This is a genomic window from Ruminococcoides intestinale (genome assembly GCF_040095935.1).
In the GTDB taxonomy this organism is placed as follows: Bacteria; Bacillota; Clostridia; order Oscillospirales; family Acutalibacteraceae; genus Ruminococcoides; species Ruminococcoides intestinale.
Genome location: NZ_JBBMFQ010000002.1, coordinates 176298 through 202775, shown reverse-complemented (window position 1 = coordinate 202775; position 26478 = coordinate 176298). Strand labels below are relative to the sequence as shown.

The following is a 26478-nucleotide window of genomic DNA, read 5'->3' as shown; positions in this document are numbered from 1 at the left end:
TTTAATCCGCCCGAATTTCATTTTGGAGGACTTGTTGTGAAAATTCTTCTTGTTGAGGACAACCGTGCAATTTCAAAAGGACTTGTTTACACTCTTGAACAAAACGGCTTTGAGGTTGCGTTGTGTGAAAATGCCGAATCAACCCTTAACTCTCTCGGCGGTGACTTTGACCTTTTTATTGTTGATGTATCGCTTCCCGACGGCAACGGCTTTGAGCTTTGTGACGAGATAAAAAGAGTGTGCGAAACTCCCGTGATTTTTCTCACCGCACTTGACGATGAGGACAGCATTGTAAAAGGCTTTGACCTCGGAGCGGAGGATTACATAACAAAACCGTTTTCAAGCCGTGAGCTTCTTGCAAGAATTAAACGAATTACCAAAAAGCTCGACAAAACTATGGCTATGAATTTTGGCGACATCAGCATTGACTTTGACAAAAAACAGGTTTGCAAAAACGGCAATCCCGTTGTGCTTACGGCGCTTGAGTACCGTCTGTTTGCAATGCTTGCCAAAAACAGCGGCAAGGTGCTGACCCGTGAACAGATTCTTGAACGCATATGGGATTTGTCGGGGAATTATGTTGAGGACAACACGCTGACCGTGTACATAAAAAGACTTCGCAAAAAACTTGATACAAATATGATTAAAACCGTAAAGGGCCTTGGTTACAGGCTGGAGGTATAATGAAAAACACATCAAAATTTCTTGCGGTAATGCTTGCGATAACGGGGCTTTTCTGTTGTGCCGTTGCAGTAGGCATCGGTGCAGGCTTTAACGCTGTTCGTGAAAGCACGGATAAAAAGATAATTGCCGTTGCGGAAAAGGTTAGGGAACAATATCCCGACATTTCGGAAAAGGAGCTTGCTCAAATTTTGAACAGCGACACTGCCGGCATAAAAGGCGACTTTGCAAAGTACGGAATAAAATCCGACAGTGGCTGGGTTGACATTCAGAGCGGAAGTTATGCAACAATTACAATTGTGATTGCAACCGCAGGTGTTTGTGTGTTCGGAATTTTGCTCTGCGTTGTGTTCATAAGATACTGTAAAAAGCAAAAGCGACAGCGACTTGAAATTGTAAAATGTCTTGAAAAAATAAACAACCGAGAGTACGACCTCGACCTTGACGGCTCAACCGACGACGATATGTCACTGTTAAAGCAGGAGATTCAAAAAACAACGGTAATGCTTCGTGAGTATGCCGACAATTCAATGCGAGAGAAAGAAATCCTCAAAAATTCGCTTGCCGACATTTCACATCAGCTTAAAACACCGTTGACTTCAATTTTGATAACAACCGAAAATATCCTTGATGACGATGATATGCCCGTTGAAATCAGACGGGATTTTGTTATGGATATAGCGCATAATGCCCATTCGATAAATTTCCTTGTAAAAAGTCTGCTTACGCTCTCAATGCTTGATTCGGGAACTGTTGAATTGAAGTTCGGAGATGTGTCGGTTGAAAAAATAATTGACGAGTGCATTTCACGCACAGAGGTTCTTGCCGATATCCGTGATGTGAGAATTGAAAAAACCGTCAAAAATGATTTTATGCTTAATTGCGATTTTCGCTGGATTTGCGAAGCGGTTTCAAACATTGTAAAAAACTGTATTGAGCATACCGACGGCGGTTATGTCAGAATTTCTGCCTATAGGAACAGTATGTATTCGGAAATCACCATAAGCGACAACGGCTGCGGAATCAGCCCGAAGGATTTGCCCCACATTTTTGAGAGGTTCTATAAAGCACGAAATTCATCCCCGTCAAGCGTTGGCATAGGTCTGTCGCTTGCAAAATCAATTGTTGAAAAAACAGGCGGATATATTACCGCAGATTCCAAACTCGGCGTCGGCTCAACCTTTAAACTCAGATTTTTGAATGTAAGACTCAGATAAGATAAAAATTAAAAAGCGAAAATTTCGGTCGGGAATAAAGTTTTGTTAAGTACAAATCTTATTATTCCCGACCGTATTTATGTAATTTTCGGCAGGGGGGCAATTGAAACTGTCTTTATAAATAAAAACAGAAGAGCGACAAGGGTAATTTTGCATAAAATTCCAGTGTAAAGATTGTGTAACTTGCTATTTTTACAAAATAAAAGGATTATGTGTAGTTTTTGTGAGAGTTTTGTGATAAAATCAAATTGTCTAGGGATGTTTGACCCTACGTTTTAAAAGCTTTGAAAGGAGTAATCAAACAATGAAAAAAAGAAGTATGAAGAGAGCGCTCAGTGCCGTTTTGACACTTTGTATGGCTCTCCCCGGTGCTTCCGTAGCATTTGGTTCGGCAAGTGCTGCAACAGTTTCCGATGACAGCAGCACATCTGCATCATCAACTGCCGCAGGTTCACTTGTTGAGGATGACGGCTTTACATGGGATAATGCCAATGTGTATTTCCTGCTTACCGACCGTTTTAAGAACGGAAACACCGCAAATGACCATTCATACGGCAGAACACTTGACAAGGACGGCAAACCGCTTGACGGCTGGGATACAAACCCCGGTACATTCCACGGCGGCGACTTTGCAGGTGTTACTCAGTCAATTGAAGAGGGCTATTTTGACAACCTCGGTGTAAACGCAATTTGGATCTCAGCTCCGTATGAGCAGACCCACGGCTATTGTGATTCAGGTAAGGGCTTTGCTCACTACTCATATCACGGCTACTATGTTCTTGACTATACCGAAACCGATGCAAACTTCGGTACAAAAGAGGAGTTCAAAACTCTCGTTGACACAGCGCATGAGCACGGTATCAGAGTTATCATGGATATCGTAATGAACCACACAGGCTACAACACCGTTGCAGATATGGAGCAGTTCGGCTTCGGTACTCTCCTTGACGGTGCGTTAGACTTCAAATACAAGCTCACAGATGTAGGTGAAGTAAACGACCACATTGACTATAAAACATCAGAAGAAGACTGGGGCAAATGGTGGAGCAATGACTGGATCCGCAGCGGTCTTCCCGGATATACAGAGGGTGCCGGCGGTGATCTTACAATGTCACTCAGCGGACTTCCCGACTTCAGAACAGAGCAGACAAAGGATGTTACAATTCCTCCGATCCTCAAAACAAAGTGGACTCAGGAAGGTACATATGCTCAGAAGCTCGCAAAATACGGTGACAAAAACACAGTAACAGGCTACCTTTCAACCTGGCTTTCAGAGTGGGTTAGGGAGTACGGTGTTGACGGTTTCCGTTGCGATACTGCAAAGCATGTTGATAAGGCTTCTTGGAACCAGCTCAAGCAGGCTTGTGTTTCTGCTCTCAGAGAGTGGAGATCCAACAACAAGGGCAAAGCAGGTGCTGACTGGAAAGAAGATTTCTGGATGACAGGCGAGCATTGGGATCACGGTGTAGGCTACGACACATACTATTCCGAGGGCGGCTTCGACTCAATGATTAACTTCGCAGTTACAGGCGGCGGTGCTCTTGCAAGCGGTAGTGTTGCAAACACATATCAGGGCTATGCAGACAAGATCAACACAAAGGAAGGCTTTAACGTTCTTTCATTTATGTCATCACACGATGAAACACTTACCCGTGGCGATGAGAACACAATGCTTTACAATGCGGCTGCATTCCTCCTTCTCCCGGGCGGAGTTCAGATTTTCTACGGTGACGAAACCAACCGTCCTCTCTATCCCGGCGTTGCATTTGACGGTTACGGCGGATCGGGTCACGCACTCAGAAGTGATATGAACTGGAACGACATGGACAAAACTCTTCTTGCTCAGTGGCAGAAGGTTGGTCAGTTCCGTAACAAGCACGTATCTATCGGTGCCGGCGCAAATGTTAAGCTCTCAGCTACAAGCGGTGTTGCTTTCGGCCGTACATACGATAAGAACGGCGTAACAGATCAGGCAGCTGCAGTAATCGGCTGTAACAAAAATTCAAGCGTAACTGTTGATGTTTCAACTCTTTGGGAAGACGGCAGCTATGTAATCAATACTTATGACAACTCATCTTCAGTTGTTACTGACGGTAAGGTAACTTTCAACAGCGGTGTAAACGGCACAATCCTTATGGAAAATGCTGACGGTCAGCCGCTTGTATCAATCACAGGCGAGCCGAAGTTCTACGGCACAGAGCAGGTTACTGTTTCTCTCAAGGAATGCGACAGCGCAAAGGTTTCTGTTGACGGCGGTAACAAGTTTGTTGTTAAGGACGGCGACACATTCACAATCGGTCAGACAGCTTACAAGAACGATACAATCGAAGTAACTGTTGAGGCTACAAACGACAAGGCAAGCTCAGAGGCTAAATTCACATTCCTCAAGCTCGGCGAAAACGACGAAAAGCCTACAACCAGCCCGACACAGAGCACAACTGTTCCCGGTTCGACAGCAAGTCAGACATCAAAGCTTACAATCAAGAGCACAGCAGGCGCTCCGAATGTTTACGCTTGGACAGGTGCAAGCACAGCACTCAACGGTGCATGGCCGGGTCAAAAGGCAGCAGCCGTTTCAGGTCAGGCAAACACATATGAACTCACACTTCCTGTTTCAGCTGACAAGTCATTCAGCGTTGTTCTCAACAACGGCAGCGGCTCACAGTCAGGCGATATCACAGGTCTTTATGACGGTGCTGTTCTCGAAATTCAGAACGGCAACTACGCATCGGTTAAGACAGTAACCAACGGTAATCAGCAGGGAGGCGGCGGCGAGCCAGAGCCTGCAGAGGGTTCTGTTTCCGTAACAATTAAGCCTTACAGCCCATCTGCAAGCTACAAAATTTACGCTTGGAATGATACACAGAAGCTCACAGGCGCATGGCCGGGCGTTGCTCTTACAGAAAAAGATTCTGACGGCAACTATGTTGTTAAGTTCGATAATGTTGACGAAGTAAGCATTATTCTCAGCAGCGGTTCAGGTCAGACAGCAGATATCACAGGCGTTAGAGATGGCGCTACAATCGAAATTACAAACGAAGGTTGTACAACATACAAGCTTACATCAAAGCCAATCGTTGTTTCACCTTATGAATCACTCAAGAAAGAAGCAAGAAAGATTCTTGCTATGACAGCATCAGACTACACAGCAGAGAGCTGGGCAAATGCTCAGAAGGTTCTCAAGTCAGCCGAGGCTATGATTAAAGCAGGCGAAGACGCTACAACAGCTGAAGATATGAATGCTATGATTGCAGACCTCAAGTCAGCTCAGAAGGCACTTGTACTTGCTCCTGCAACACTCACATATGCAGTTGCAGGCAAGAGCGTTGTATCAGGTGTTACAGCCAGCGGTGCAAAGGTAACTGTTACAGTTGACGGTAAGACATATACTGCTACTGCAGACGATGTAACGGGCGCATTCACAGTTGCAACATCAGCTCTCAAGAAAACAAGCACAATCAAGGTTGACGCAACAAGAAACGGTGTAAACGGCACATATTCATATGCTATGAAGAACGGCGACATTGAAAGCGGATTTGTTCCAACATCTCCTACACTTCCGACACAGCCTACTACTTCAACTCAGCCGACTACAGCTACTCAGCCAACAACAGCTACTCAGCCGACTGCACCTACACAGCCTACAACAGCTACAGAGCCGACTACTGCTCCTGCTCAGAAGCTCACAGTAAACGCTACTTCAAATTACTTTGGTTCTGCATCAAAGACAGTAAGCACTGACGGCAAGAAGGTAACTGTTCTCTACAAGCTCAACTCAAACATGGGCGTTGTTGACGGACAGTGGGCTGTTAAGTATGATTCAAGCAAGCTCAAATTCAACATGGCTGATAACAAGGCAGACGGCAAGCAGACAATCATGCCTTCACAGTCAAACCTTATTCACAATGCTTACAGCAATGTAATTAAGGGTGTATTTACTAACCCACAGGTGCCTACTCAGTACAACGGAGATACATTTATCTCACTCACATTTGAGGTTATCGGTTCAGGTACTGCAAGCGTATATCTTGACACACAGTACCTTACATTAGGTTATGTAAAGGGCAACAAGCTTAATCAGGCATCTGTTGTAAATAACAGCAAGGTTTGCGATGTAACAGGCATTACAGGCTTTGAAAAAGTATCAGTAAACGCATCAACGGCATTTGTCGGCGATGTAACCCTTGGTGATGTTAACATGGACGGCGACATCACAGTTGTAGATGCAACCGAAGTTCAGATGTACGTTGCTCAGCTCGTTGCATTCACAAACGACCAGTTTACTGCTGCCGATGTTGACCATGACGGCACAATCACAGTTAAGGATGCTACTACTATTCAGAAGTTTGTTGTAGACCTCATCAGCAACTTTTAATAAGTTTTAAAGCAATTGACATATCGTTCCGTTTAGTCGATATAGTAAGGAATGCCCCTCACAAAATGTGAGGGGCATTTTTTGTACAGCTTTTTAAATAGAAAATGGCAGACAACCGTGTGATTGTCTGCCATTTTGTCATGATGAATTTAAAATTACCGATTATACTTTTACAAGAACCTTTGTAATTTCGCTGATGTACATTTTATGGAAGTCGTTGTCATACCACTTGTCAACGTTTTCACGGTCGGCAATGCTTTCGGCATTAAGACTTTGAGCGTACATTTTTTTGCATTCAAGAACAAGCTTTGCCTCTTCAAAATATACAGAGCCGTTTTCCGTGAACGCAGGAGTAAGACCTGTTTCCTTTACCTTGTCATAATCCTTGCCACTCTTTGAACCGCAGAATTTGAGGGCATCTCTGTACTTTTCATCAAAAAAGCTCATTGTATAGCGGTCGCCGTTCTCCATAAACGCAAATGTATATCTCTGCGGACGAATAAAGGTGAATACAACGGGCTTACCCCACATAATGCCTACACCGCCCCAGCTTATCGTCATTGTGTTGAATTTTTCCCTGTCGCCTGCCGTAACAAGCGCCCAATCATCACCGATAAGCTTAAACGGACTTTCAACAATTTCTTTCGGATTGATCTCTTTGAATGCTGACATATAAATCTTCCTTTCAACAATTGTGTTTTATATAATATGCTTTCAAAATTCTATTTTGAATAGACTGCATCATTTTTTGCCAGAAGATAGACACAGTATTGATTCATACTTATGCCCTCTTTCTTTGAATGTTCGGCAAGTGAGCGGTGCAGACTTTTCGGGATTCTCAGCTTGAATTGTCCCGAATATTCTTCAAGGCTGTCGGGTTCGTGAATTACAACTCCGCTTTCAAAGGCGGCTTCAAACCAGGCTTTTTTAGCGTTCTCTGCATTTGCAACAGCCGATTCAATTGTATCACCGCAGGCTATGCAACCCGGAAGCTCAGGAAATGATACAAGAAAACCGCCCTCGTTCTTGTCCTCGACAATTTCCATACGATATGACATTGCAAGATAATCGTTAAGTGTTTTCATCATCTTTCGCCTCACCTTCAACAATTTGTCTTAATGTCTGTTTTCGTATTTCCGAATAATATTATAAATGGTATCACATACGGTGTCAACAGGTTTTTGAAGTGATTTCAGCCGTTTTCACAAAATGAAAAATATGCAAAATGGGTGTATATGTATGTATGAATATGCATAAATGGATGAATAAAATGAATATTCATTTTTTGTGCATATATACATTTTTCAGAAATTCAGGGGAGAATGTGACATGTCAACCGCCAAAAACACTGATAATACAGCGAAAATAAAGCAGATTTCGGTCAATTTGTACCCAAAAATGCAAATTTGAAAAAACATTGAATATTTATTCAAAAAACACTTGATTTTTTGAAAACAGAGTGTATAATGTAAGAGTAATAAAAATTAATTAAAGGAAACACCGACATAAAGTGTTTCCAAATTCCGGAGGAATCAAAAATGGCTGACAATAAGATTAAAAAGGTAGTTCTTGCATATTCAGGCGGTCTTGATACTTCAATCATCATTCCGTGGCTTAAAGAAAACTACGACAACTGCGAAGTTATCGCTGTTTCGGGTGATGTTGGTCAGGGTACAGAGCTTGACGGTCTTGAAGAAAAGGCTATCAAAACAGGCGCATCAAAACTTTACATTGAAGACCTCAACAAGGAATTTGTTGACGAATATATCATTCCTACAGTAAAAGCAGGTGCTGTTTACGAGGGCAAGTACCTCCTCGGCACATCTTTTGCCCGTCCTATCATTGCAAAAAGACTCGTTGAAATTGCAAAAGCCGAAGGTGCTGACGCAATTTGCCACGGCTGTACAGGCAAGGGTAACGATCAGGTTCGTTTTGAACTTGCTATCAAAGCTTACGCTCCTGACATGAAGATTATCGCTCCTTGGAGAACATGGGAATTCAAGAGCCGTGAAGATGAGATTGAATATGCTGAAAAGCACAATATTCCGCTCAAGATTAACCGTGAAACAAACTACTCAAAGGATAAGAATCTCTGGCACTTGAGCCACGAAGGTCTTGACCTTGAAAATCCTGCAAATGAGCCGATGTACAATAAGGAAGGCTTCCTTGAACTCGGTGTTTCACCTGAGCAGGCTCCCGATAAGGCAGAATATGTAACTCTTACATTTGAAAAGGGTGTTCCCACAAAACTTAACGGCGAGGCTATCGACAGCGTTGAACTCATTAAGGAACTCAACAAAATCGGCGGCAGAAACGGCGTCGGTATCACAGATATCGTTGAGAACCGTCTTGTTGGTATGAAGGCTCGTGGCGTTTATGAAACTCCGGGCGGTACAATCCTCTATGCTGCTCACGCAAAGCTTGAGGAAATCTGCCTTGACAAGGACACACTCCACTACAAGCAAAATGTTGCCAACGCTTTTGCAGAGCTCGTTTATGACGGCAAGTGGTACACACCTCTCCGTGAGGCTCTCTCAGCTTTCGTTGACAGCACTCAGGAGTATGTAACAGGTGATGTAAAACTTAAACTCTATAAGGGCAACATCATTGATGCAGGCGTAACAAGCCCGTATTCACTCTACGATGAGGAAATTGCTACTTTTGACGAAGATCAGGTTTATGACCAGAACGACAGTGCAGGCTTTATCAACCTCTTTGGTCTTCCAATCAAGGTTCGTGCAAAGAAAGGCCTTATCAAATAATTAAATCTTTGATTTGCATACATAATCAGGGGCAGGGAATTTCTCTGCCCCGATAAGTGTTTATTACACCTTTTTATTTTTTACGGTATTTGTCGGTTGAAAAATATTCTGCGATTACTTGCGGGCGTCTAATGAACGCCCCTACAGGTTAATCCAACATTAATAACAAGGTGTAAATAAATATTTAAAACCAAAAGCAACAAAGTGCTTTACAACGGCTAAACATAATGTAAGGAGAAATAATAATGCAGCTTTGGAAAGGACGCTTCAAAAAGGAGCTTTCAAAAACCACTAACGATTTTAACAGCTCGATTTCATTCGACAGCAGAATGTATAAAGAAGACATCGAGGGCAGCATTGCCCACGCAACAATGCTTGGCAGATGCGGCATTATTAAAGAAGAAGAGGCAAACGATATCGTAAAAGGTCTTAAAGGCATTCTTGCTGACATTGAAAACGGTACTCTGCACATTGATATGGAGGCTGAGGACATTCACACCTTTATCGAGGGTGAGCTTACCAAAAGAATCGGCGACAACGGCAAAAGACTTCACACCTCAAGAAGCCGTAACGATCAGGTTGCAGTTGACATCAAGCTTTACCTCAAAAAAGAGGTTGTCAATGTAAAAAATCTCGTTGTAGGTCTTATTAAGGTTATTGCCGACAAGGCTGAAAAGTACAGCGAAATTGTTATGCCCGGCTATACTCACCTCCAGAGAGCACAGCCGATTACCTTCGGACATCATCTCCTTGCTTACGGTGAAATGCTTTTGAGAGATGTTTCAAGGCTTGAAGACTGCCTTAAAAGAATGGACGAAATGCCACTCGGTTCATGTGCGCTTGCAGGCACAACATATCCGATTGACAGAACAATCACAGCCGAACTCCTAGGCTTTGACAGAATTACAAACAACTCTCTTGACGGTGTTTCCGACAGAGATTACTGCATCGAATTTGCATCGGTGCTTTCGATAATAATGGTTCACCTCTCAAGATTTTCAGAGGAAATCATTATGTGGTGCAGTTGGGAATTTAAATTCATTGAACTTGATGACGCTTTTTCAACAGGATCATCAATTATGCCGCAGAAAAAGAACCCCGATATTGCTGAGCTTGTTCGTGGTAAGAGCGGCAGAGTTTTCGGTGACAATATGACGCTCCTCACAATTATGAAGGGTACTGCACTTGCATACAACAAGGATATGCAGGAGGACAAGGAGGCTATCTTTGACGCACTCGACACGGTTAAAATGTGCCTCACAGCCTTTACTCCCATGCTCGACACAATGCGTGTCATTCCCGAAAATATGAGAAAAGCCGCAGCAGGCGGTTTTATCAACGCAACAGACTGTGCCGACTGGCTCACAAAGAACGGTGTTCCGTTCAGAGATGCCTACAAGGCAACAGGCGAACTCGTTGCAAGATGTATTGAACTCGGTACAGACCTCGAAAATCTTCCAATGGACGAATACAAAAAGGTTTGCGATGTGTTCAACGATGATGTTTACAGTGCAATTTCACTTGAACGCTGTACAAACGAGCGTACAGTATTCGGCGGTCCTGCATCGGCAAATGTAAAAGCTCAGGCTAAGCGTGTTGCAGAAATCGCAGAAAAGCTGTAAAAAATAAAATAACATTCCGAATTAACGGAATGTTTCAAATAATTTAATAAATAAGCAAACTCAATGCCGATAAACCCGATTTTCGGGTTTGTTGGGGTTGCAGGGAAGTTAAGGCGGTTGACACTCCCAAATGAATGGGGGTGATATGTATGACTGAAACGGTATTACTCGTAATTTTACTCGTAGCACTTGCAGAAGTCATTAAAAACATAAAAAAATAACCGCCCGACGCTCTACTTTCGGACGGTTATTATGCCAGACAAAGTAGGTCAACCGCTTTAAACGGTTTTCCCTGTAGCCTTATTATATAGTATATGCAAATAAAAGTCAATATGAATTGACAGAGATATAAAGTACAGCGAGCCGCCGTTACCGGTTCGTGTAGAAAGTTTGCAGTATTAAAAGCATATTCTGCCCGAGCGTAATATTGAAATTGTGTGTGCAAATCCGTGGTATTGAGAAAACTTTATGTTTTATCAGAATGTTTTTAAGCAACAGAAACAATATATAAATTTACAATAGATTAGGTGATAGCAATGAAAATAAAAGCAGGTATCGTCGGTGCAACGGGCTATGCAGGTGCAGAGCTTGTAAGACTTCTTACCGCTCATCCCGAGGCTGAAATTTCGGCAATCAGCTCTGTTTCCTTTGAGGGTGACAAGCTGAGCGATGTTTATCCGTCTTATACATTTTTAAACGATATGATTTGTGAAAATCAGGACGCTGTTGTTGAAAAGAGCGATGTTATCTTTGCCGCTCTCCCACACGGTCTTTCACAGGAGCTTGCCGCAAAGTGCATTGATGCAGGCAAGGCATTTATTGACCTCGGCGCTGACTTCCGCCTTGAAAGCGAAGAAGAATACACCGAATGGTACGGCGGAACTTTTCTTGACAAAAAACTTCACGAACAGGCAGTTTACGGACTTCCTGAATTTTTCAGAGATAAAATCAAGGGCAAAAAGCTTGTTGCAAATCCGGGTTGTTACACAACCTGTTCACCGCTCGCAATTGCTCCTGCAATTGTAAACGGACTTGTCAGCACAAAGGGCATCATTTGCGACTGCAAAAGCGGTGTTACGGGTGCCGGCAGAAAGCCAAATCAGGGCAACCACTATCCCGAACTTAACGAAGGATTCCACGCTTATAAGGTTGCAAGCCACCGCCACACTCCCGAAATTGAGCAGACTCTTTCAAAGCTTTCGGGCGAAAAGGTTATTATCACCTTTGTTCCGCACCTTCTCCCCGTAAACCGTGGCATTCTCGCAACTGTTTATGCCGACATCAAAGACGGTGTAACCTTTGAACAAATCAGAAAGGCTTATGAGGACTTTTACAAGAACGAATTTTTTGTAAGACTTCTTGATGACGGCAAATGTGCCGACATTCACAATATCAAATATTCTAACTTCTGTGATGTTTCAATTCACCACGATAAGAGAGCAAACAAGCTCGTTGCCTGTGCCGCAATCGACAACATGGTCAAGGGTGCCGCAGGTCAGGCTATTCAGAATATGAACATCATCTTCGGACTTGACGAAAAAACAGGTTTGGTAATCGTTCCGCCTGCATTTTAAGGGTGAATATCTATGGAAATCAAGTATATTGAAAACGGCTCGGTCACTTCCGCAAAGGGCTTTACAGCCAACGGAATTTGTGCCGGAGTCAAAGCATCTAACACAACTAAAAAAGACCTTGCGCTCATTTACTGCGACAAGGTTTGCAACAGTGCGGCTATCTTTACAAAGAACCTTGTAAAGTCCGACACTATATATGTTACTAAAAAACACCTTGAAAACGGTACGGCTCAGGCTGTTGTCGTAAATTCAGGCAATGCAAATGCCTGTAACCCTGACGGCTATGAAAAGGCTGAGAAAATGTGCAGTCTTGCCGCAGACGCTCTCGGTGTTGACGAAAACGATGTAATCGTTGCATCAACAGGTGTCATCGGTCAGCCTCTCCCGATTGAACCCATTGCAAGCGGAATTGAAAAGCTCAAAGGCACGCTTTCAAAGGACGGCGGAATCTCTGCCGCAGAGGCAATTATGACAACCGACACCGTGAAAAAGCAGTGGGCTGTCGAAACGGTTCTTGACGGCAAAAAGGTTACAATCGGCGGTATTGCTAAGGGCAGCGGTATGATTCATATTAACATGGGTACAACTCTTTCCTTTGTAACAACCGATGCGGCAATTTCTTCCGAAATGCTCAAGTCCGCACTTATCGAAGCCGCTGATGTCAGCTATAATATGGTAAGCGTTGACGGTGATACCTCAACAAACGATACCCTTGCAATTATGGCATCGGGTTATGCAGGCAACAAGGAAATCACAGAGAAGAACGATGATTACAAAGCCTTTACAGCCGTTCTTACCGATGCATTCAAAAAGGTTGCAAAGAAGCTTGCAAAAGACGGTGAAGGTGCAACAAAGCTCCTTATCTGCAAGGTTGACGGTGCAAAAGACGATAAGAGTGCAAAGATTATTTCAAAGAGCATCATCTGTTCAAGTCTTGTAAAGGCGGCAATGTTCGGGGCTGACGCAAACTGCGGAAGAATCCTCTGCGCAATCGGCTACAGCGGTGCCGAAACAGATGTTAAAAAAATTGATGTTTCATATAAATCCGCAAAGGGTGAAATCCTTGTTTGCAAGAACGGCAACGGTCTTGTGTTTGATGAGGACAAGGCTAAGGAGATTTTGCTTGAGGATGAAATTGAAATTCTCGTGAAATTAGGTGACGGCAATGCATCTGCCGAGGCTTACGGTTGCGACCTTACCTATGATTATGTGAAAATCAACGGTGACTACCGCACATAATATGCGATTTGATTGTGTGAGCGGAAATCAACTACATAAAGGATTGAAGAAAATGGATGTTTCAAAGAGAGCCAAGGTACTTATACAGGCAATGCCCTATATCAAGAAATATTCGGGCGAAACAATTGTTGTAAAATACGGCGGAAACGCTATGATAAACGAAGAACTTAAAGCGGCAGTTATGAGTGACCTCGTTCTTATGCAGCTTGTCGGAGTCAATGTTGTGCTTGTTCACGGTGGCGGACCCGAAATCAATGCAATGCTCAAAGCCGTTGGCAAGGAAAGCAAGTTTATCAACGGTATGAGAGTGACCGACAAGGAAACTATCGACATTGTTCAGATGGTGCTTGCAGGCAAGGTCAACAAGAGCCTTGTTCAGCTCCTCGGCAGTCACGGCGGTAAGGCTATGGGACTTTGCGGTCTTGACGGCAGAATGCTCATGGCTGAAAAGCTTGTTACAGGCGCAGACCTCGGCTATGTGGGCGAAATTAAGGAGGTTAACCCCGAACCGCTCAACAATGCTCTTGCAAGCGGCTATATTCCGATTGTTTCAACAGTTGCAGGCGGTTATGACGGCAATGTATACAATATTAACGCAGACATTGCGGCATCGCAGATTGCCGCTAAAATCGGTGCAAAAAAGCTCATTCTTATGACAGATATCAGAGGACTTCTCCGTGATGTTCACGATGAGGATTCACTCATCCCAGTTGTCAATGTCAGCGAAGTTCCTATGCTCAAGCGTGACGGCATCATCAGCGGCGGTATGATTCCCAAGATTGATTGCTGTGTTGAGGCAGTCCGCAGCGGTGTAAACCGTGCCCATATCATTGACGGCAGAATCGAACATTCAATTCTGCTCGAGCTTTTCAGCGATGAAGGCATCGGTACAATGTTTTATTGATTAGCATTGCTGTTTTGCTGATTTGTAAAAACGGTAGAGGCGGTCATTGGTCGCTCGCTAAATAAAACTTTCTGTTTAACTTAAAATTTTTATTTGACAAAAGCAGTGTATTGTTTGTAGGGGAGCACCGTGTGCTCCCGCGGGCGAACGCAGTTCGCCCCTACAGATTAGATTTTGGAGGGTGCAATGATTATACGAGAAATGACAATTGACGACTATGACGAGGTCTATGAGATGTGGCAGATTACCACAAAACGTGCGCTCTCTAAGGCTGATGAAAAAGATCAGATGGAGCGTTATCTCAAGCACAACGCCGGTATGAGTCAGGTTGCCGTGGTTGACGGAAAAATTGTCGGAACCGTGCTTGCAGGTCATGACGGCAGACGGGGATTTATCCACCATATGGCTGTTCTGCCCGAATTCAGACGAAAGAAAATCGGTCACGCTCTTGCACAGACCGCTATCCAAAAAATCCGTGAACAAGGCATCGACAAAACTCACATTTTCTGTTATCAGAACAACGAAACAGGTCAAAGCTTCTGGCGTGATTTCGGCTTTGAAAAGCGTGAGGATGTTTTTGTTTACTCCTTCAGCAACGATAAAATATGAAAGGGTGTGGCTAACTTGACTACAAAAGAGAAAGATTTAAAATATATTATGCACACATACGGTCGCTACGATGTTGCTCTCAAAAGCGCAAAAGGCGTTACCGCATATGACGAAAACGGCAAAAAGTACATTGATGTTTCATCGGGTATCGGTGTAAACAGCCTTGGCTATTGCAATGACGGTTGGGTTGAGGCTGTTTCAAAGCAGGCAGGCACAATTCAGCATATGTCAAACTATTTTTACTGTTCACAGGCAAGCAACCTTGCCGAAAAGCTTTGCACACTTACAGGTCTTTCAAAGGTCTGCTTTGGCAACAGCGGTGCAGAGGCTAACGAATGCGCAATCAAAATTGCCCGTAAGTACAGCTTTGACAAGTACGGCGAGGGCAGAAATGAAATCGTAACGCTTAACAATTCCTTTCACGGCAGAACTGTTACAACTCTTGCCGCAACAGGTCAGGATGTTTTTCACAACTATTTCTTCCCTTTTACAGAGGGCTTTAAGTATGCAGACGCAGACGATATGGACGCTCTGAAAGCAGTTGTTTCAGACAAAACCTGCGCAGTAATGCTTGAACTCATTCAGGGCGAGGGCGGTGTAAATATCCTCGATCCCGAATATGTAAAAGAACTTGTTAAGTATTGCAACGACAACGATATTCTCGTTATTGTCGATGAGGTTCAGACAGGCGTAGGCAGAACAGGCAAGCTGTTTGCTCATCAGAATTACGGTATCCTCCCCGACCTTATGACGGTTGCAAAGGGGCTCGGCGGCGGACTTCCTATCGGTGTTTGTATGTGCGGTGAAAAGCTCAAGGATGTTATGTCACCGTCAACTCACGGCACAACATTCGGCGCAAATCCTGTTGTTTGTGCAGGTGCAAACTATGTTCTTGACACAGTTGCAAATGACGAATTTCTTGCCGAGGTTGAGAAAAAAGGTCAGTATTTTGAGGACAAGCTCACAAAAATTGACGGCGTAAAGAGCGTTCGCAGAATGGGACTTATGATTGGTATTGAGCTTGAAAAGGGCGATGCACATGACATTGCAATCAAATGCGTTGAAAACGGCTTGCTTATTATCACGGCAAAAGATTTGCTCCGTATGCTCCCACCGCTTGTTATCGATTACAATGAAATTGACGAGGCGATTAATATACTCGAAAAAACAATAAAGGAGAACAACTAATGAAACACTTACTTAAACTTGAGGATTGGTCAACAGAAGAAATTATCAACACACTTAACCTTGCCGATCAGCTTAAATATGAGCAGAAACACGGCATTGAGCATAAAATTCTCAAGGGCAAGTCTCTTGGTATGATTTTTGAAAAGTCAAGCACCCGTACCCGTGTTTCATTTGAGGTTGGTATGACACAGCTCGGCGGTTATCCGCTTTTCCTCTCATCAAATGACCTTCAGATTGGCAGAGGCGAGCCTGTTGAGGACACAGCCCGTGTTCTTTCCCGTTTTCTTGACGGTATTATGATTCGTACCTTTGAGCAGAAAGAAGTTGAGGCTCTTGCAGAGTACGGTTCAATCCCGATTATCAACGGTCTTACAGACTATTGTCATCCATGTCAGGTTCTTGCAGACCTTATGACAATCCGTGAATTCAAGGGCAAGCTTGAAGGACTCAAGATGTGCTTTATCGGTGACGGCAACAACATGATGAACTCGCTCATCGTCGGCGCACTCAGCACAGGCATGAGCTTCTCTGCCGCCTGTCCAAAGGATTATATGCCTCCTAAGCACATTATCGAGTTCGGGGAAAAGTACGGTAACGGCAAGTTTGAAATCGTAACAGATCCGCTTGAGGCCGCTAAGAATGCCGATATTGTTTATACAGATGTATGGGCATCAATGGGACAGGAAGAAGAAAAGAAAATCCGTGAGGCAGCATTCGCAGGCTATCAGGTTAACAAGGAGCTTATGGCTGTTACAAACAAGGATTGTATGGTTCTCCATTGTCTCCCTGCACACCGTGGCGAAGAGATTACTGCAGATGTATTTGAAGAACACGCAAATGAAATCTTTGAGGAGGCAGAAAACCGTCTTCACGCTCAGAAGGCTGTTCTTGTTGAATGTATGGCAGATGAAATGCCTGAAAAAGTTTGATGACAGTTTGATTCTTTAAAACTTCATAAAAAGCAAAAAAGTCACCTTGTACAACAGTAAGACAGCTGTTTTGTGCAATGTGGCTTAATTTTTATTGCAAAACGGAGTATAATTCCATTGGGGGATAATAGCAAAATCAGAATTGCAGGTGTATAATTATGTTAAACAATTACACGTTTTATGGCGAAAAAGGAAGTCTTTAAAATGACAAGAGAACAAAAACAGCATATTCTGCATTTTGCAGTCAGCTCTCTGGGCGGATTTATGGGCGGATATGCAATTTACAATCACTGTGATGTGTTCGGTAACGCACAGACAGCAAATATGATTCACCTTGTCAGCAAAATTTTTACGGGTGATTTTGAGGGCGTTGTGTTTATCGTCATCGCTCTCCTTACATATATTCTCGGCAATGTTTTCTTTGTAATTGCCGACCGTTTTATTAAGCTTGAAACCAAAACCGTCAGCCTTATTGCAAGTGCGGTCGCACTTCTGATTATCGGAATTTTCCCGAATATTTCAAACAACTACCTTGCAATTCTGCCGATTCTGTTCGTAACTCCTGTTTTGTGGAATTCATTCAGAACAGCCGGAAGTTATGTTACATCTCCGATTTTCTCGACAAACAACCTTCGTGTTGCAACGGTTTCAACATTCACGGGTATTATTGACAAGGACAAAGATATGCAGAAAAAGGCTAAATTTTATTGGCTTACGCTTGCAAGCTATCATATAGGTGTTGTCCTTGCCTGCGTTCCGAGCGTTTTTATCGGTGTGAACAGCATCTGGTTCGGTTTGGTAAGCATTGCCCTTTCAACAGTTTCATATATGTGGCTCTGCGGAGTGTTCGACAGAAAAGAATCTTTTGCAACATCCGAAGGCTTAGCAGCACAATCGGAAACAATTTAAAATAAAAAATAATGTCGGCGGTACACCTCCGACATTATTTTTTTGTTTATAACTTTCAATCGGCAAAGTCACATTATCAACATCAAAACACCCATAATAACAGGCTGGTGGGCAAGATAAATCCACAGGCTGTATTTGCCGATTTTGTCAAACAGCGGGATTTTGAATTCAAAATATTTTGCAAGATTTTTTTGTGCGATGAAATTCCAAAGATAAAAGCCTGCCGTAAAAAGGAAAATCCACGGAATAATCGGGAAATAGTCTGCCGACACAAAGTCGGACGAGGGGAATCCCAGAAATGCAAGGTACTTGCACGAATAGAGAAAATCGGGCAATTTTACGATATCCAGCCCGAAAAATCCGACACAGCCTTTTTGCAAATCATACGAAACCGCATACAACAAAAGTGAAATCAACGCTCCCGACAGGGGGCTTATTTTTTTGAGGTTATCCGACAGAACGGAAACAATCATCATTGAACAGCCTATCAGATTCAGTACACCAAACCATACCGCCTGATTTGGTTCGGCAATCACAGTAACGCAGGTAACGGCAAAACCCGCAAGATTCAAAAGAACACCTCTTTTTATGCCGTTTCCCGAAAAGTTAAGGCACATTCCCGAAAGCAGTATGAACACTACACAGATACTGCGTTCCCAGACCGCTGTCATGGGATAAAAGTACCAGCTTGTGTTAAGTCCGTACATCATAAAAATATCGTAGCATAAGTGAAACGCAACCATACTGACGGTTGAAATTCCACGCAGAGAGTCGAGAAGATAATATCTTTTGTTTTCTTTTAACAAGGCTTTACCGTTTGGATTCATCAATTATTTATTCCTTTTCATCATAACGGAAAAGACGACCACAGCCAGAACAAGCAACACAACCGCATATCCGCAGACAGGGATAAGTTCGGGCATAATGTCCAAATAGTTGCCCGAAATTGCATCTCTTGCAGCGTTTACGGCATGGGCAAACGGAAGTGCGTTTGCAAGGTTTTTGAACCAACCGCCGACCATTGCGGTATCGAACCAAATGTTTGAAAACCATGCCGAAAGGTTTGTGAGCAATGCACCGCAGATTCCGCCGACAGCCTTTTCATTCAGAAGTGTGCCGAGCAGAAGTCCGAGCGAGATAAACACAATTGCAATCGGAATGTTTACCGCAAGCATAAGCAAAATGTTCACGCTGACCTCAAGTCCGAGGAAGAACGCAACAACAACGCATACGGCACTCTGCAAAATTGCCATTGGCAAAAGCGGAAGTGTGTATCCGATAATAAACTCGTGTGCTTTGAGCGGAGATGTGAATAATCTCATCATAAAGCTTGTAGTTCTGTCCTTTGCAATGAGCATTGACGAGAACAGCGAGATAAAGCTCATTCCGAAAACCGTAATACCGGGCGTCAGCTTGTCGATGTTGAACATTGTCATCTGAGCCTGTTCGGGGATTGCCGAATTTATTGCCGACAACAAAAGAAGAAGTACAACGGGAAATCCGAGTCCGAAACAGAATGTCAGCGGATCACGGAGAATTTCCTTTGTATTTCGTGAAGCAAACGCAGTCAATCTCATTACAACGCACCTCCGTTTGTCAGCTTTACAAAAGCCGACTCAAAATCTTTTTCGCCCGAAAGGGCAACAAGCTCATCGGAAGTACCCTCAGCCACAAATTTACCGTGAGCCATAATACCGATTCTGTCGCAGAGTGCAACAGCCTCTTCGAGATAGTGCGTTGTGAGGATAACGGTGATTTTACCCTTGAGCTTTTCAATCTCAACCCAAAGGCTGTGTCTTGCAATTACATCAAGTCCGAGCGTGGGTTCGTCAAGAAAGAGAATTTTCGGTTCTGAGATAAGTGCCATTGCAATGCTCAATCTTCTGACCTCACCGCCCGACAGCTTTTTAGCCTTGCGGTTTTCAAATTCCCGCATGGAAAAGCGTTCGATAAGCTCGCTTGCTTTGGCTTTTGCAACTTTCTTTGAAAAGCCGTAAACCTCTGCCATGAGTTCAAGATTTTCTCTTGCGGTAAGGTTCATTGCCGCCGCACTTTCCTGCGGTGAAATTCCGATAATCTGTTTTACCGCTGCTCTGTCGGTTTTTATGCTGTGACCGAGAAGCTCTGCCTCACCCGATGTCGGCATAATAAGCGTTGTGAGCATTTTCATTGTTGTTGTTTTTCCTGCACCGTTGACTCCGAGCAAGCCGTACATTTCGCCCTCGTTGATTTTAAGATCAAGGTTTGATACAGCCGTTTTTTCCTTATATTTTTTTGTAAGTTTTTCTGTTTTTATTGCGTACATATTTTCTCCTCAATTCAGGATAAAATGGATTTAAGTCAAATTTTACTTCATTAACTTATCAAAGGGATTTTTTATTTTTGCAAGTGCCATACCTTTTTTCTCGTCACCGAGAACCAGAAGTCTGTCACCTGCCTCAATTCCGAACACCTTTCTTGCGTGTTTAGGGAGTGTAATCTGTCCTCTTTCGCTGACCTTAACAATGCCGAAAATGTACTTTCCGTCACCGTCGGGAGTAAGTGCGTCAGATTCTTCCTCGTAAAAAGGACACACAAGAAGCATTTCTACCGTAGTTTCAAAAATCTGCGCCATCGTCACGCATTTTTCAACATCGGGAAGAGATTCCTCGTTTTCCCACTTTGCAACAGACTGTCTTGACACCTCAAGCCTCTCCGCAAGGTCCTCCTGTGAATATCCGTACTTTTTCCGAAGATACTTCAAATTCATACCAATCATACTTTTCATACCTCCTGAGTTAAGTATATTTCATATGTAACGCAATTTCTACCAACCTGATTTTACACTTTATGTAAAAATCAGTTGCATAATCCCTTTATGATTTATGATAAACTCCCTTACGAATTTTGTCAAACAAAAGGCGGTTGCGTTTTTTACGCCTTGTTTACATTATTCTAATGTACATATCATTGTTTGTTCACAAAACTGTCACATTTCAATGTTAAACTTAAACCAATATCGTATGTACGGAGGACATATTATGAAAAAACCTACTAAAAGAGATACAATCAATCTGTTTTTCTCTGCATTTCTGATCATCGCATTTATCGTTTGCGCACACTTCTTCTCACAGTACGCATCAGCCCTTTCACAGCCACTCGGTTCAATCATTCCGATTCTTGTGTATGCTGTGTTCGGTCTTTTGATGTTCTATGCAACCCGTGTCGGTGACGGCAAGGCGGTAAAGCGTTTTTCGCTCGTTACACTTATTGTAATGGTGCTCCCGTCACTCTACATAATCGTTGCTTCCCTTGCTCCGGGACTTCCGCTTTATGATGTATTTTCAAATGCAAACGGCTCGGGATTAAGCGTTATTGTAACGCTTGCAAGTATCGCACTCGGTTACGGAATTCCTTACTCATTCCTCAGCGGTTTTGAAGTTGCCGATGATGAGGCTGTTGAAGAAGAATCAGGCAACCCTGTTCAGGGAGGCATTGAGGCTGATCTTGCAGATGACGAAAACGCAGAAGATACTGCATTTGAAGAATCCGAAGAGGTTGAAACAGAGGAACTTTCCGAGGATGAAGGCGAATCAACAGACGAAACCGATAACGGTGAAAACGCTTGATTCACTGCTGATTTTTCTTAAATCGACGAGTACCTGCACGGCTTGTGCGGGTACTTTTTGTATATGGCAAAAATTATGCTTTTAAACTTAACAGTGCTAATATTCAGTTGACAAATTGTCACGGCTGATTTATTATTTTGGTACGGGGTGTGCAGAATAAATGCACCGTATTTTTCTGTTTCAAAATTTTTCTTTCAAAGGAGAATTACATAATGGACGATAACAATAAATATAATAGAAACAAGGATTATGAGCCTGACAACTTTGATGACGAGGTTGCGTTTCCTGCAAGAAGAAACAACGCCCCCGAAAGATCTTCCGATATTCAGGAGGATTACGGCGATAACTTTGACAATGATGTAAAATTTGTCGGCGATTATGACGAAGACGCCGTTCAGATGCCGGAAATCGACTTTGAGGACGATATGGAAACTCCCGTAAAAATGCCGTCGGAAAGAGATGACCGCACACAGACTCCCGACTATGGCGACAATTTTGATTCTCAGACAGGGGAGCAGGTGTCAAAGGCTACAAAGGATTTTCAGTATGACCTTTCATCTGACGATATTGGTAACTACTACACAAAATCAACGATACACCCAAAGCGTAAAAAGGTTGTTAAAAAGAAAAAGAGAACAAGCCGTAATGTGGCGGTTATCTTAACAATTGCGGCGGTAATCTGCCTTATTGTTGCCATTGTTTTTGCATTCACACAATGCAGTTCACAGAAAAATGATAACAAGGCTTCCACATCACCGTCAACGGAACAGGTGACAACGGTACAGCCTACAACGGAATACGGCGATGACAACTATGTTCCCGTTTACACGGAAGAACCGACATATGAACCGCCGACTGAATATCAGCCTGAAACAGAAGCTCCTGTTCAAACTGAACCGCAGACAGAGTATCAGCCTGAAACAGAGCCGCAGCAGAGCAGTGATATCAGTGTTACCGAATCGTCACAGACTTCGGATGACACTCAGCCGACACAGTCATACGAGAACGGCGGCGATGAACCGTATGTTGAAGAAAACTGATTGTTTTCTTTTGATAAAATGAATTTATGAAATTGGAGATGTTTTAAATGGGTTGCACCCACGATTGTTCAAGCTGTTCTTCGGATTGCAAAAGCAAGGAACAGAATTTGCACGAAGAACTTAATAAATACAGCAGTGTAAAAAAGGTAATCGGCGTTGTGTCGGGCAAGGGCGGAGTAGGCAAGAGTCTTGTAACCTCAATGCTCGCAGTAACATTTAACAGACTCGGTAAAAGCACGGCTATTCTTGACGCAGATATCACAGGTCCGTCAATTCCAAAGGCATTCGGAGTACATGAGAGATGCAGAGGCAACGATGAGGGAATTTTCCCCGTTGTTACCGAAACGGGAATCAAGATGATTTCCGTAAACCTTCTTCTTGAACATGAAACCGATCCCGTGGTGTGGCGTTCGCCGGTTATCACAGGCACGGTAAAGCAGTTTTGGAAAGATGTAATCTGGGAAAATGTTGACTATATGTTTGTTGATATGCCTCCCGGAACAGGCGATGTTCCGCTTACGGTATTTCAAAGCCTGCCGATTGACGGAATTGTTATTGTTGCGTCACCGCAGGAGCTGGTTTCAATGATAGTTCAAAAGGCCGTTAAAATGGCAAGGATGATGAATGTGCCGATTTTAGGTCTTGTTGAAAATATGAGCTGGTTCATGTGTCCCGATTGCGGAAAGAAACACAGCATCTTCGGTGACAGCCACATTGAGGAAGTTGCAAAGGAATATGACACACAGGTGCTTGCAAAGCTTCCGATTGATCCCGAACTTGCAAAATGTGTTGACGAGGGAAAGATTGAATTTTTTGAAGGAAACTATCTTGACGAAGCGGCAGAAATAATCGAAAAAGAACTTAGTAAATAAGCATTTGCAATATTTTGCTTTTAAGGTTAAAGTGGTTATCCCGAAAACCGTTAAGGTTGTGGATTCGTTTGCATTTAGTTTCAATGACAATATATACGAGTTTAAAATTTCCGACGGTGTAAAGGTTCTTGAAAGCGATGCGTTCACATCTATGCCAAACCTTAAAAGTGTTACGGTTCCCGATTCCGTAAAGGAAATGGATAATTGCGGTCTTGGTATGGATGTTGCTGACAATTATGACAGTGTTCCGCTCAAGGGCTTTAAAATGTATTGCAAAAAAGGTTCAGCCGCCGAAGCATATGCAAAAGAAAACAATTTGTCATATGAGATAATCAAGTAAAAAGTTAATGTAAATTAAAAACAGCTTTCCGATTTTGAGTTCGGAAAGCTGTTTTGTTTTTGTAGGGGAGAACCGTGTTCTAATAAACAATAACTGCCATATAAAGAAAACGGTCGGGCAACAATGTTTTGCATTATGCAAACCTGCTGCCCGACCATAATTTTCAATTTTCAATTTTCCATTTTCAATTTAAAAAAGTTCCGCTCGGAAGGTCTTAACCCTAACCCTAATCAAAAACTATCTTCACGAACGGGGAACGGCGGCACGCCGTGCGGCAAAACAAGCCCATCCGTTGTCAAGATGTTCTTCGATGATGTCAAAATACTGACTTACGGATGCCTTAACTTCCTCGGCACGAGTGTCGATGATACCGCTCATAATGTAAACGGCATCGTCCTTCATAAAGTCCTTAATGCCCTTTGAGAGAAACATAATCGCATCGGCAACAATATTGGCAAGAACAATGTCATACTTGCCCTCAACCTTGTCGGTAAAGCTGCCGCAGATAGCTGTAAAGCGGTCAGCAACGCTGTTAATTTCTGCGTTTTCCGCCGCAGTTCTCACCGCAGTTTCGTCAATGTCAACACCGACGGCACGATCTGCACCCAAAAGCAATGTTGCAATACTGAGAATACCGCTGCCGCAACCCACATCAAGAACAGAATCGCCCTCTTTAAGGTACTTTTCGCACATTTCAAGGCAAAGCCTTGTGGTTTCATGACCGCCCGTGCCGAACGCAAGGCCCGGATCAATGTTGAGAACTTTGCGGTTGCCGGCATCGTAATCATCTCGCCAGCTCGGACGGATAAGAAGTTTTTCACCGACTTCAATCGGGTTGAAATATTTCTTCCAGTTGTTTCTCCAATCCTCTTCAAGACAGTCAAGAAGTTCAATTGAATGCTTTATACCCTCCGCATTGTAGCGTTCCGAAAGGAATGCAACCGCCTCTGACGGCGAAACATCGGGTTCAAGATAAATGTGAACAAAAGCCTTGTTTCTGTCCTTTGCAAGCAAATCCTCGTCAATAAGGTCAATATGGGCAATGTCCTCAACCTCTTGCTCAAGGTTTGTGTAATCTTCAATATAGATGCCGTAGGGAACTACGACATTTGCAATATCACTTGCTCTGTCAATATCCTTTGCGTCAACGGATATTTTTATTTCTGTCCAGGATTCCATTTTAACCTCTGATTCACGGGCATTTTATGCCGATATTTTTGTTTGTAATGTAGTGGCGGATAAATTGTTCAGACAATCACAATTGTACACTCGGACATAATATGTTTTTTGCACAACAAATTATCTGCTCGAATTGGGAACGGCGACACGCCGTATAAAAAATTTGTGGGGACAAATGCCCCACAAATCTTATTTATTCTGTGTTACTCGTTGAACATCTTCTTGATTTTATCAAAGAAGTTTCTGCGTTTTGCGTAGTTCTTGTCGCCTGTTGCGCCGTCAAGCTGTTTGATAAGCTCTTTCTGCTTACCGTTAAGATTCTTCGGAACTTCAACGGTAACTCTTACATACTGGTCGCCTCTGCCTCTGCCGCCGAGTCGCTGAATACCCTTGCCCTTGAGTCTGAAAACATCACCCGGCTGTGTACCCTCACGAACCGTGTAGGAAACCTTGCCGTCAAGAGTAGGAACGACAACATCTGCTCCGAGAGCCGCCTGTGTAAAGGTTATCGGAACTTCGCACCACACATCGTCACCTCTGCGTTCAAAAACAGGATGCGGACGAACATTTACATAAACATGAAGGTCGCCTGCAGGACCGCCGTTTGTACCTGAGTTACCTCTGCCGCTTACATTAAGAATCTGCTGATCCTTGATACCTGCCGGAATCGTTACATCAACAGTCTTGTTTCTGCGCTGTTTGCCCGAACCGCCGCACTTTTTGCATGGATTGTCAACAATCTTGCCTCTGCCGTGACAGGCATCACAGGTACGCTGAGTCTGGACAACACCGAAAGGCGTTCTCTGGTTGATTGTTACCCTGCCCGAACCGCCGCATGACGAACAGGTCTTGGGGCTTGTGCCGGGCTGAGCGCCTGTTCCGTGGCAGGCATCACAGGTTGTTACGCATGAATAGTTGATTGTCTGCTTGCAACCCTTTGCCGCCTCTTCAAATGAAATGTAAACCGTAGTTTCAATATCACTGCCACGCATAGGAGCATTTGCATTGTTGGAGCGTCTGCCGCCGAATCCGCCGAAAAAGCTGGAGAAGATATCGTCAATATCAATACCCTGACCGAACGGACTTCCTGCTCCGCCTGCACCTGCACCGTAGTTGGGATCAACACCCGCATGACCGAACTGGTCGTAACGAGCCTTTTTATCGGAATCGGAAAGAACCTCATAAGCCTCGTTTACTTCCTTGAATTTTTCCTCGCATTCTTTATCGCCGGGATGCAAATCCGGGTGATATTTTTTGGCACAGGCTCTGTATGCCTTTTTTATTTCATCGTCGCTTGCGCCCTTTTGAACGCCAAGCACCTCGTAGTAGTCTCTTTTGTCTGCCATATTACTCTCACCTTTGTCAAAATACCGAAATCACGCAATATTGCAAGCCGGTTATCGTCTTATACAGCCAAAAGGAGCCGCCAT

The 26478-nt window shown here is 43.5% G+C and carries 24 protein-coding genes; 16 read left to right on the top strand and 8 right to left on the bottom strand.

From position 1 onward, the window contains the following. Window positions 1-36: 36 nt before the first annotated feature. The 3 genes from WMO31_RS04675 (at window position 37) to WMO31_RS04665 (ending at window position 6273) form a co-directional block, all read left to right on the top strand. Entirely contained in the window at window positions 37-684 is a 648-nt protein-coding gene (locus WMO31_RS04675; protein ID WP_278868163.1) for a response regulator transcription factor, read from the top strand. After that, window positions 684-1898 carry a sensor histidine kinase gene (locus WMO31_RS04670; RefSeq protein WP_367999304.1) on the top strand — a complete coding sequence of 405 codons (1215 nt, stop codon included), beginning with the start codon at window positions 684-686 and terminating at the stop codon, window positions 1896-1898. The genes WMO31_RS04675 and WMO31_RS04670 overlap by 1 nt, the downstream gene beginning before the upstream one ends. Before the next feature lie 304 nt (window positions 1899-2202). Then, entirely contained in the window at window positions 2203-6273 is a 4071-nt protein-coding gene (locus tag WMO31_RS04665; RefSeq protein ID WP_367999303.1) for an alpha-amylase family glycosyl hydrolase, read from the top strand. Between the two features lie 162 nt (window positions 6274-6435). Here the strand turns inward: WMO31_RS04665 and WMO31_RS04660 are convergent, their stop codons facing one another. Together WMO31_RS04660 and WMO31_RS04655 are read right to left on the bottom strand one after the other, a co-directional pair. Continuing rightward, complete coding sequence (locus tag WMO31_RS04660) at window positions 6436-6945, bottom strand: flavin reductase family protein (protein WP_367999302.1); 510 nt, start codon at window positions 6943-6945, stop codon at window positions 6436-6438. A 50-nt stretch (window positions 6946-6995) separates the two neighbouring features. Further along, window positions 6996-7361 carry a type II toxin-antitoxin system HicB family antitoxin gene (locus tag WMO31_RS04655; RefSeq protein WP_438871050.1) on the bottom strand — a complete coding sequence of 122 codons (366 nt, stop codon included), beginning with the start codon at window positions 7359-7361 and terminating at the stop codon, window positions 6996-6998. Between the two features lie 450 nt (window positions 7362-7811). On the opposite strand from WMO31_RS04655, the gene WMO31_RS04650 reads away from it, so the two are divergent. The 9 genes from WMO31_RS04650 (at window position 7812) to WMO31_RS04610 (ending at window position 18009) form a co-directional block, all read left to right on the top strand. Further along, window positions 7812-9035: an argininosuccinate synthase gene (locus WMO31_RS04650; RefSeq protein WP_015523080.1), complete on the top strand. Its 1224-nt coding sequence runs from the start codon at window positions 7812-7814 to the stop codon at window positions 9033-9035. Between the two features lie 245 nt (window positions 9036-9280). Beyond that, window positions 9281-10657 carry an argininosuccinate lyase gene (gene argH / locus WMO31_RS04645; RefSeq protein ID WP_293639388.1) on the top strand — a complete coding sequence of 459 codons (1377 nt, stop codon included), beginning with the start codon at window positions 9281-9283 and terminating at the stop codon, window positions 10655-10657. A gap of 536 nt (window positions 10658-11193) precedes the next feature. Then, window positions 11194-12231, top strand: a complete 1038-nt coding sequence (gene argC / locus WMO31_RS04640; RefSeq protein ID WP_367999301.1) for an N-acetyl-gamma-glutamyl-phosphate reductase — start codon at window positions 11194-11196, stop codon at window positions 12229-12231. 12 nt (window positions 12232-12243) lie between these two features. Continuing rightward, complete coding sequence (gene argJ, locus WMO31_RS04635) at window positions 12244-13470, top strand: bifunctional ornithine acetyltransferase/N-acetylglutamate synthase (RefSeq protein ID WP_367999300.1); 1227 nt, start codon at window positions 12244-12246, stop codon at window positions 13468-13470. A gap of 52 nt (window positions 13471-13522) precedes the next feature. Continuing rightward, on the top strand, window positions 13523-14374 hold the full coding sequence (gene argB, locus WMO31_RS04630) for an acetylglutamate kinase (RefSeq protein ID WP_015523076.1): 852 nt from the start codon (window positions 13523-13525) through the stop codon (window positions 14372-14374). 186 nt (window positions 14375-14560) lie between these two features. Beyond that, window positions 14561-14983, top strand: coding sequence for a GNAT family N-acetyltransferase (locus WMO31_RS04625; RefSeq protein ID WP_021883825.1), 423 nt, complete (start codon window positions 14561-14563; stop codon window positions 14981-14983). Between the two features lie 15 nt (window positions 14984-14998). Next, window positions 14999-16171: an aspartate aminotransferase family protein gene (locus WMO31_RS04620; protein WP_367999299.1), complete on the top strand. Its 1173-nt coding sequence runs from the start codon at window positions 14999-15001 to the stop codon at window positions 16169-16171. Next, window positions 16171-17100: an ornithine carbamoyltransferase gene (gene argF, locus WMO31_RS04615; protein WP_015523074.1), complete on the top strand. Its 930-nt coding sequence runs from the start codon at window positions 16171-16173 to the stop codon at window positions 17098-17100. The genes WMO31_RS04620 and argF overlap by 1 nt, the downstream gene beginning before the upstream one ends. 204 nt (window positions 17101-17304) lie before the next feature. Beyond that, window positions 17305-18009 (top strand): YoaK family protein, encoded by a 705-nt coding sequence (locus WMO31_RS04610; RefSeq protein ID WP_367999298.1) that lies wholly within the window; start codon window positions 17305-17307, stop codon window positions 18007-18009. 68 nt (window positions 18010-18077) lie between these two features. On the opposite strand, the gene WMO31_RS04605 is transcribed toward WMO31_RS04610, so the two are convergent. From WMO31_RS04605 to WMO31_RS04590, 4 genes are read right to left on the bottom strand one after another with little or no spacing between them, the layout of a single operon-like run. Continuing rightward, window positions 18078-18836, bottom strand: coding sequence for a heparan-alpha-glucosaminide N-acetyltransferase domain-containing protein (locus WMO31_RS04605; RefSeq protein WP_296060758.1), 759 nt, complete (start codon window positions 18834-18836; stop codon window positions 18078-18080). 3 nt (window positions 18837-18839) lie between these two features. Next, a complete protein-coding gene (locus WMO31_RS04600; protein ID WP_367999297.1) occupies window positions 18840-19586 on the bottom strand; it encodes an ABC transporter permease in 747 nt (248 codons plus the stop codon). Next, a complete protein-coding gene (locus WMO31_RS04595) occupies window positions 19586-20314 on the bottom strand; it encodes an ABC transporter ATP-binding protein (RefSeq protein ID WP_295228475.1) in 729 nt (242 codons plus the stop codon). The genes WMO31_RS04600 and WMO31_RS04595 overlap by 1 nt, the downstream gene beginning before the upstream one ends. Window positions 20315-20356: 42 nt before the next feature. Beyond that, window positions 20357-20776: a helix-turn-helix domain-containing protein gene (locus WMO31_RS04590; RefSeq protein ID WP_242956370.1), complete on the bottom strand. Its 420-nt coding sequence runs from the start codon at window positions 20774-20776 to the stop codon at window positions 20357-20359. 253 nt (window positions 20777-21029) lie between these two features. Between WMO31_RS04590 and WMO31_RS04585 the strand changes: the two genes are divergently transcribed. The 4 genes from WMO31_RS04585 (at window position 21030) to WMO31_RS04570 (ending at window position 23869) form a co-directional block, all read left to right on the top strand. Then, window positions 21030-21617 (top strand): hypothetical protein, encoded by a 588-nt coding sequence (locus tag WMO31_RS04585; protein WP_367999296.1) that lies wholly within the window; start codon window positions 21030-21032, stop codon window positions 21615-21617. Between the two features lie 212 nt (window positions 21618-21829). Further along, window positions 21830-22657 (top strand): hypothetical protein, encoded by an 828-nt coding sequence (locus WMO31_RS04580; RefSeq protein ID WP_367999295.1) that lies wholly within the window; start codon window positions 21830-21832, stop codon window positions 22655-22657. Between the two features lie 47 nt (window positions 22658-22704). Next, window positions 22705-23529, top strand: a complete 825-nt coding sequence (locus tag WMO31_RS04575) for a P-loop NTPase (RefSeq protein WP_367999294.1) — start codon at window positions 22705-22707, stop codon at window positions 23527-23529. Window positions 23530-23533: 4 nt separating this feature from the next. After that, window positions 23534-23869: a leucine-rich repeat protein gene (locus tag WMO31_RS04570; RefSeq protein ID WP_367999293.1), complete on the top strand. Its 336-nt coding sequence runs from the start codon at window positions 23534-23536 to the stop codon at window positions 23867-23869. 243 nt (window positions 23870-24112) lie between these two features. On the opposite strand, the gene prmA is transcribed toward WMO31_RS04570, so the two are convergent. Both prmA and dnaJ read right to left on the bottom strand, forming a co-directional pair. Further along, entirely contained in the window at window positions 24113-25048 is a 936-nt protein-coding gene (gene prmA / locus WMO31_RS04565) for a 50S ribosomal protein L11 methyltransferase (RefSeq protein ID WP_367999292.1), read from the bottom strand. Between the two features lie 203 nt (window positions 25049-25251). Further along, on the bottom strand, window positions 25252-26394 hold the full coding sequence (dnaJ, locus tag WMO31_RS04560) for a molecular chaperone DnaJ (RefSeq protein WP_015523065.1): 1143 nt from the start codon (window positions 26392-26394) through the stop codon (window positions 25252-25254). Window positions 26395-26478: the final 84 nt, after the last annotated feature.

Excerpts from the sequence above, each read along its gene's own strand:
- WMO31_RS04660 (WP_367999302.1), bottom strand. The coding sequence starts at position 6,945 with ATGTCAGCATTCAAAGAGATCAATCCGAAAGAAATTGTTGAAAGTCCG.
- WMO31_RS04625 (WP_021883825.1), top strand. The coding sequence starts at position 14,561 with ATGATTATACGAGAAATGACAATTGACGACTATGACGAGGTCTATGAG.
- argH (WP_293639388.1), top strand. The coding sequence starts at position 9,281 with ATGCAGCTTTGGAAAGGACGCTTCAAAAAGGAGCTTTCAAAAACCACT.
- argB (WP_015523076.1), top strand. The coding sequence starts at position 13,523 with ATGGATGTTTCAAAGAGAGCCAAGGTACTTATACAGGCAATGCCCTAT.
- WMO31_RS04655 (WP_438871050.1), bottom strand. The coding sequence starts at position 7,361 with ATGATGAAAACACTTAACGATTATCTTGCAATGTCATATCGTATGGAA.
- WMO31_RS04610 (WP_367999298.1), top strand. The coding sequence starts at position 17,305 with ATGACAAGAGAACAAAAACAGCATATTCTGCATTTTGCAGTCAGCTCT.
- WMO31_RS04605 (WP_296060758.1), bottom strand. The coding sequence starts at position 18,836 with ATGAATCCAAACGGTAAAGCCTTGTTAAAAGAAAACAAAAGATATTAT.
- WMO31_RS04595 (WP_295228475.1), bottom strand. The coding sequence starts at position 20,314 with ATGTACGCAATAAAAACAGAAAAACTTACAAAAAAATATAAGGAAAAA.
- WMO31_RS04670 (WP_367999304.1), top strand. The coding sequence starts at position 684 with ATGAAAAACACATCAAAATTTCTTGCGGTAATGCTTGCGATAACGGGG.
- WMO31_RS04650 (WP_015523080.1), top strand. The coding sequence starts at position 7,812 with ATGGCTGACAATAAGATTAAAAAGGTAGTTCTTGCATATTCAGGCGGT.
- WMO31_RS04665 (WP_367999303.1), top strand. The coding sequence starts at position 2,203 with ATGAAAAAAAGAAGTATGAAGAGAGCGCTCAGTGCCGTTTTGACACTT.
- prmA (WP_367999292.1), bottom strand. The coding sequence starts at position 25,048 with ATGGAATCCTGGACAGAAATAAAAATATCCGTTGACGCAAAGGATATT.
- WMO31_RS04590 (WP_242956370.1), bottom strand. The coding sequence starts at position 20,776 with ATGAAAAGTATGATTGGTATGAATTTGAAGTATCTTCGGAAAAAGTAC.
- WMO31_RS04580 (WP_367999295.1), top strand. The coding sequence starts at position 21,830 with ATGGACGATAACAATAAATATAATAGAAACAAGGATTATGAGCCTGAC.
- WMO31_RS04600 (WP_367999297.1), bottom strand. The coding sequence starts at position 19,586 with ATGAGATTGACTGCGTTTGCTTCACGAAATACAAAGGAAATTCTCCGT.
- WMO31_RS04585 (WP_367999296.1), top strand. The coding sequence starts at position 21,030 with ATGAAAAAACCTACTAAAAGAGATACAATCAATCTGTTTTTCTCTGCA.
- argJ (WP_367999300.1), top strand. The coding sequence starts at position 12,244 with ATGGAAATCAAGTATATTGAAAACGGCTCGGTCACTTCCGCAAAGGGC.
- WMO31_RS04575 (WP_367999294.1), top strand. The coding sequence starts at position 22,705 with ATGGGTTGCACCCACGATTGTTCAAGCTGTTCTTCGGATTGCAAAAGC.
- dnaJ (WP_015523065.1), bottom strand. The coding sequence starts at position 26,394 with ATGGCAGACAAAAGAGACTACTACGAGGTGCTTGGCGTTCAAAAGGGC.
- argF (WP_015523074.1), top strand. The coding sequence starts at position 16,171 with ATGAAACACTTACTTAAACTTGAGGATTGGTCAACAGAAGAAATTATC.
- argC (WP_367999301.1), top strand. The coding sequence starts at position 11,194 with ATGAAAATAAAAGCAGGTATCGTCGGTGCAACGGGCTATGCAGGTGCA.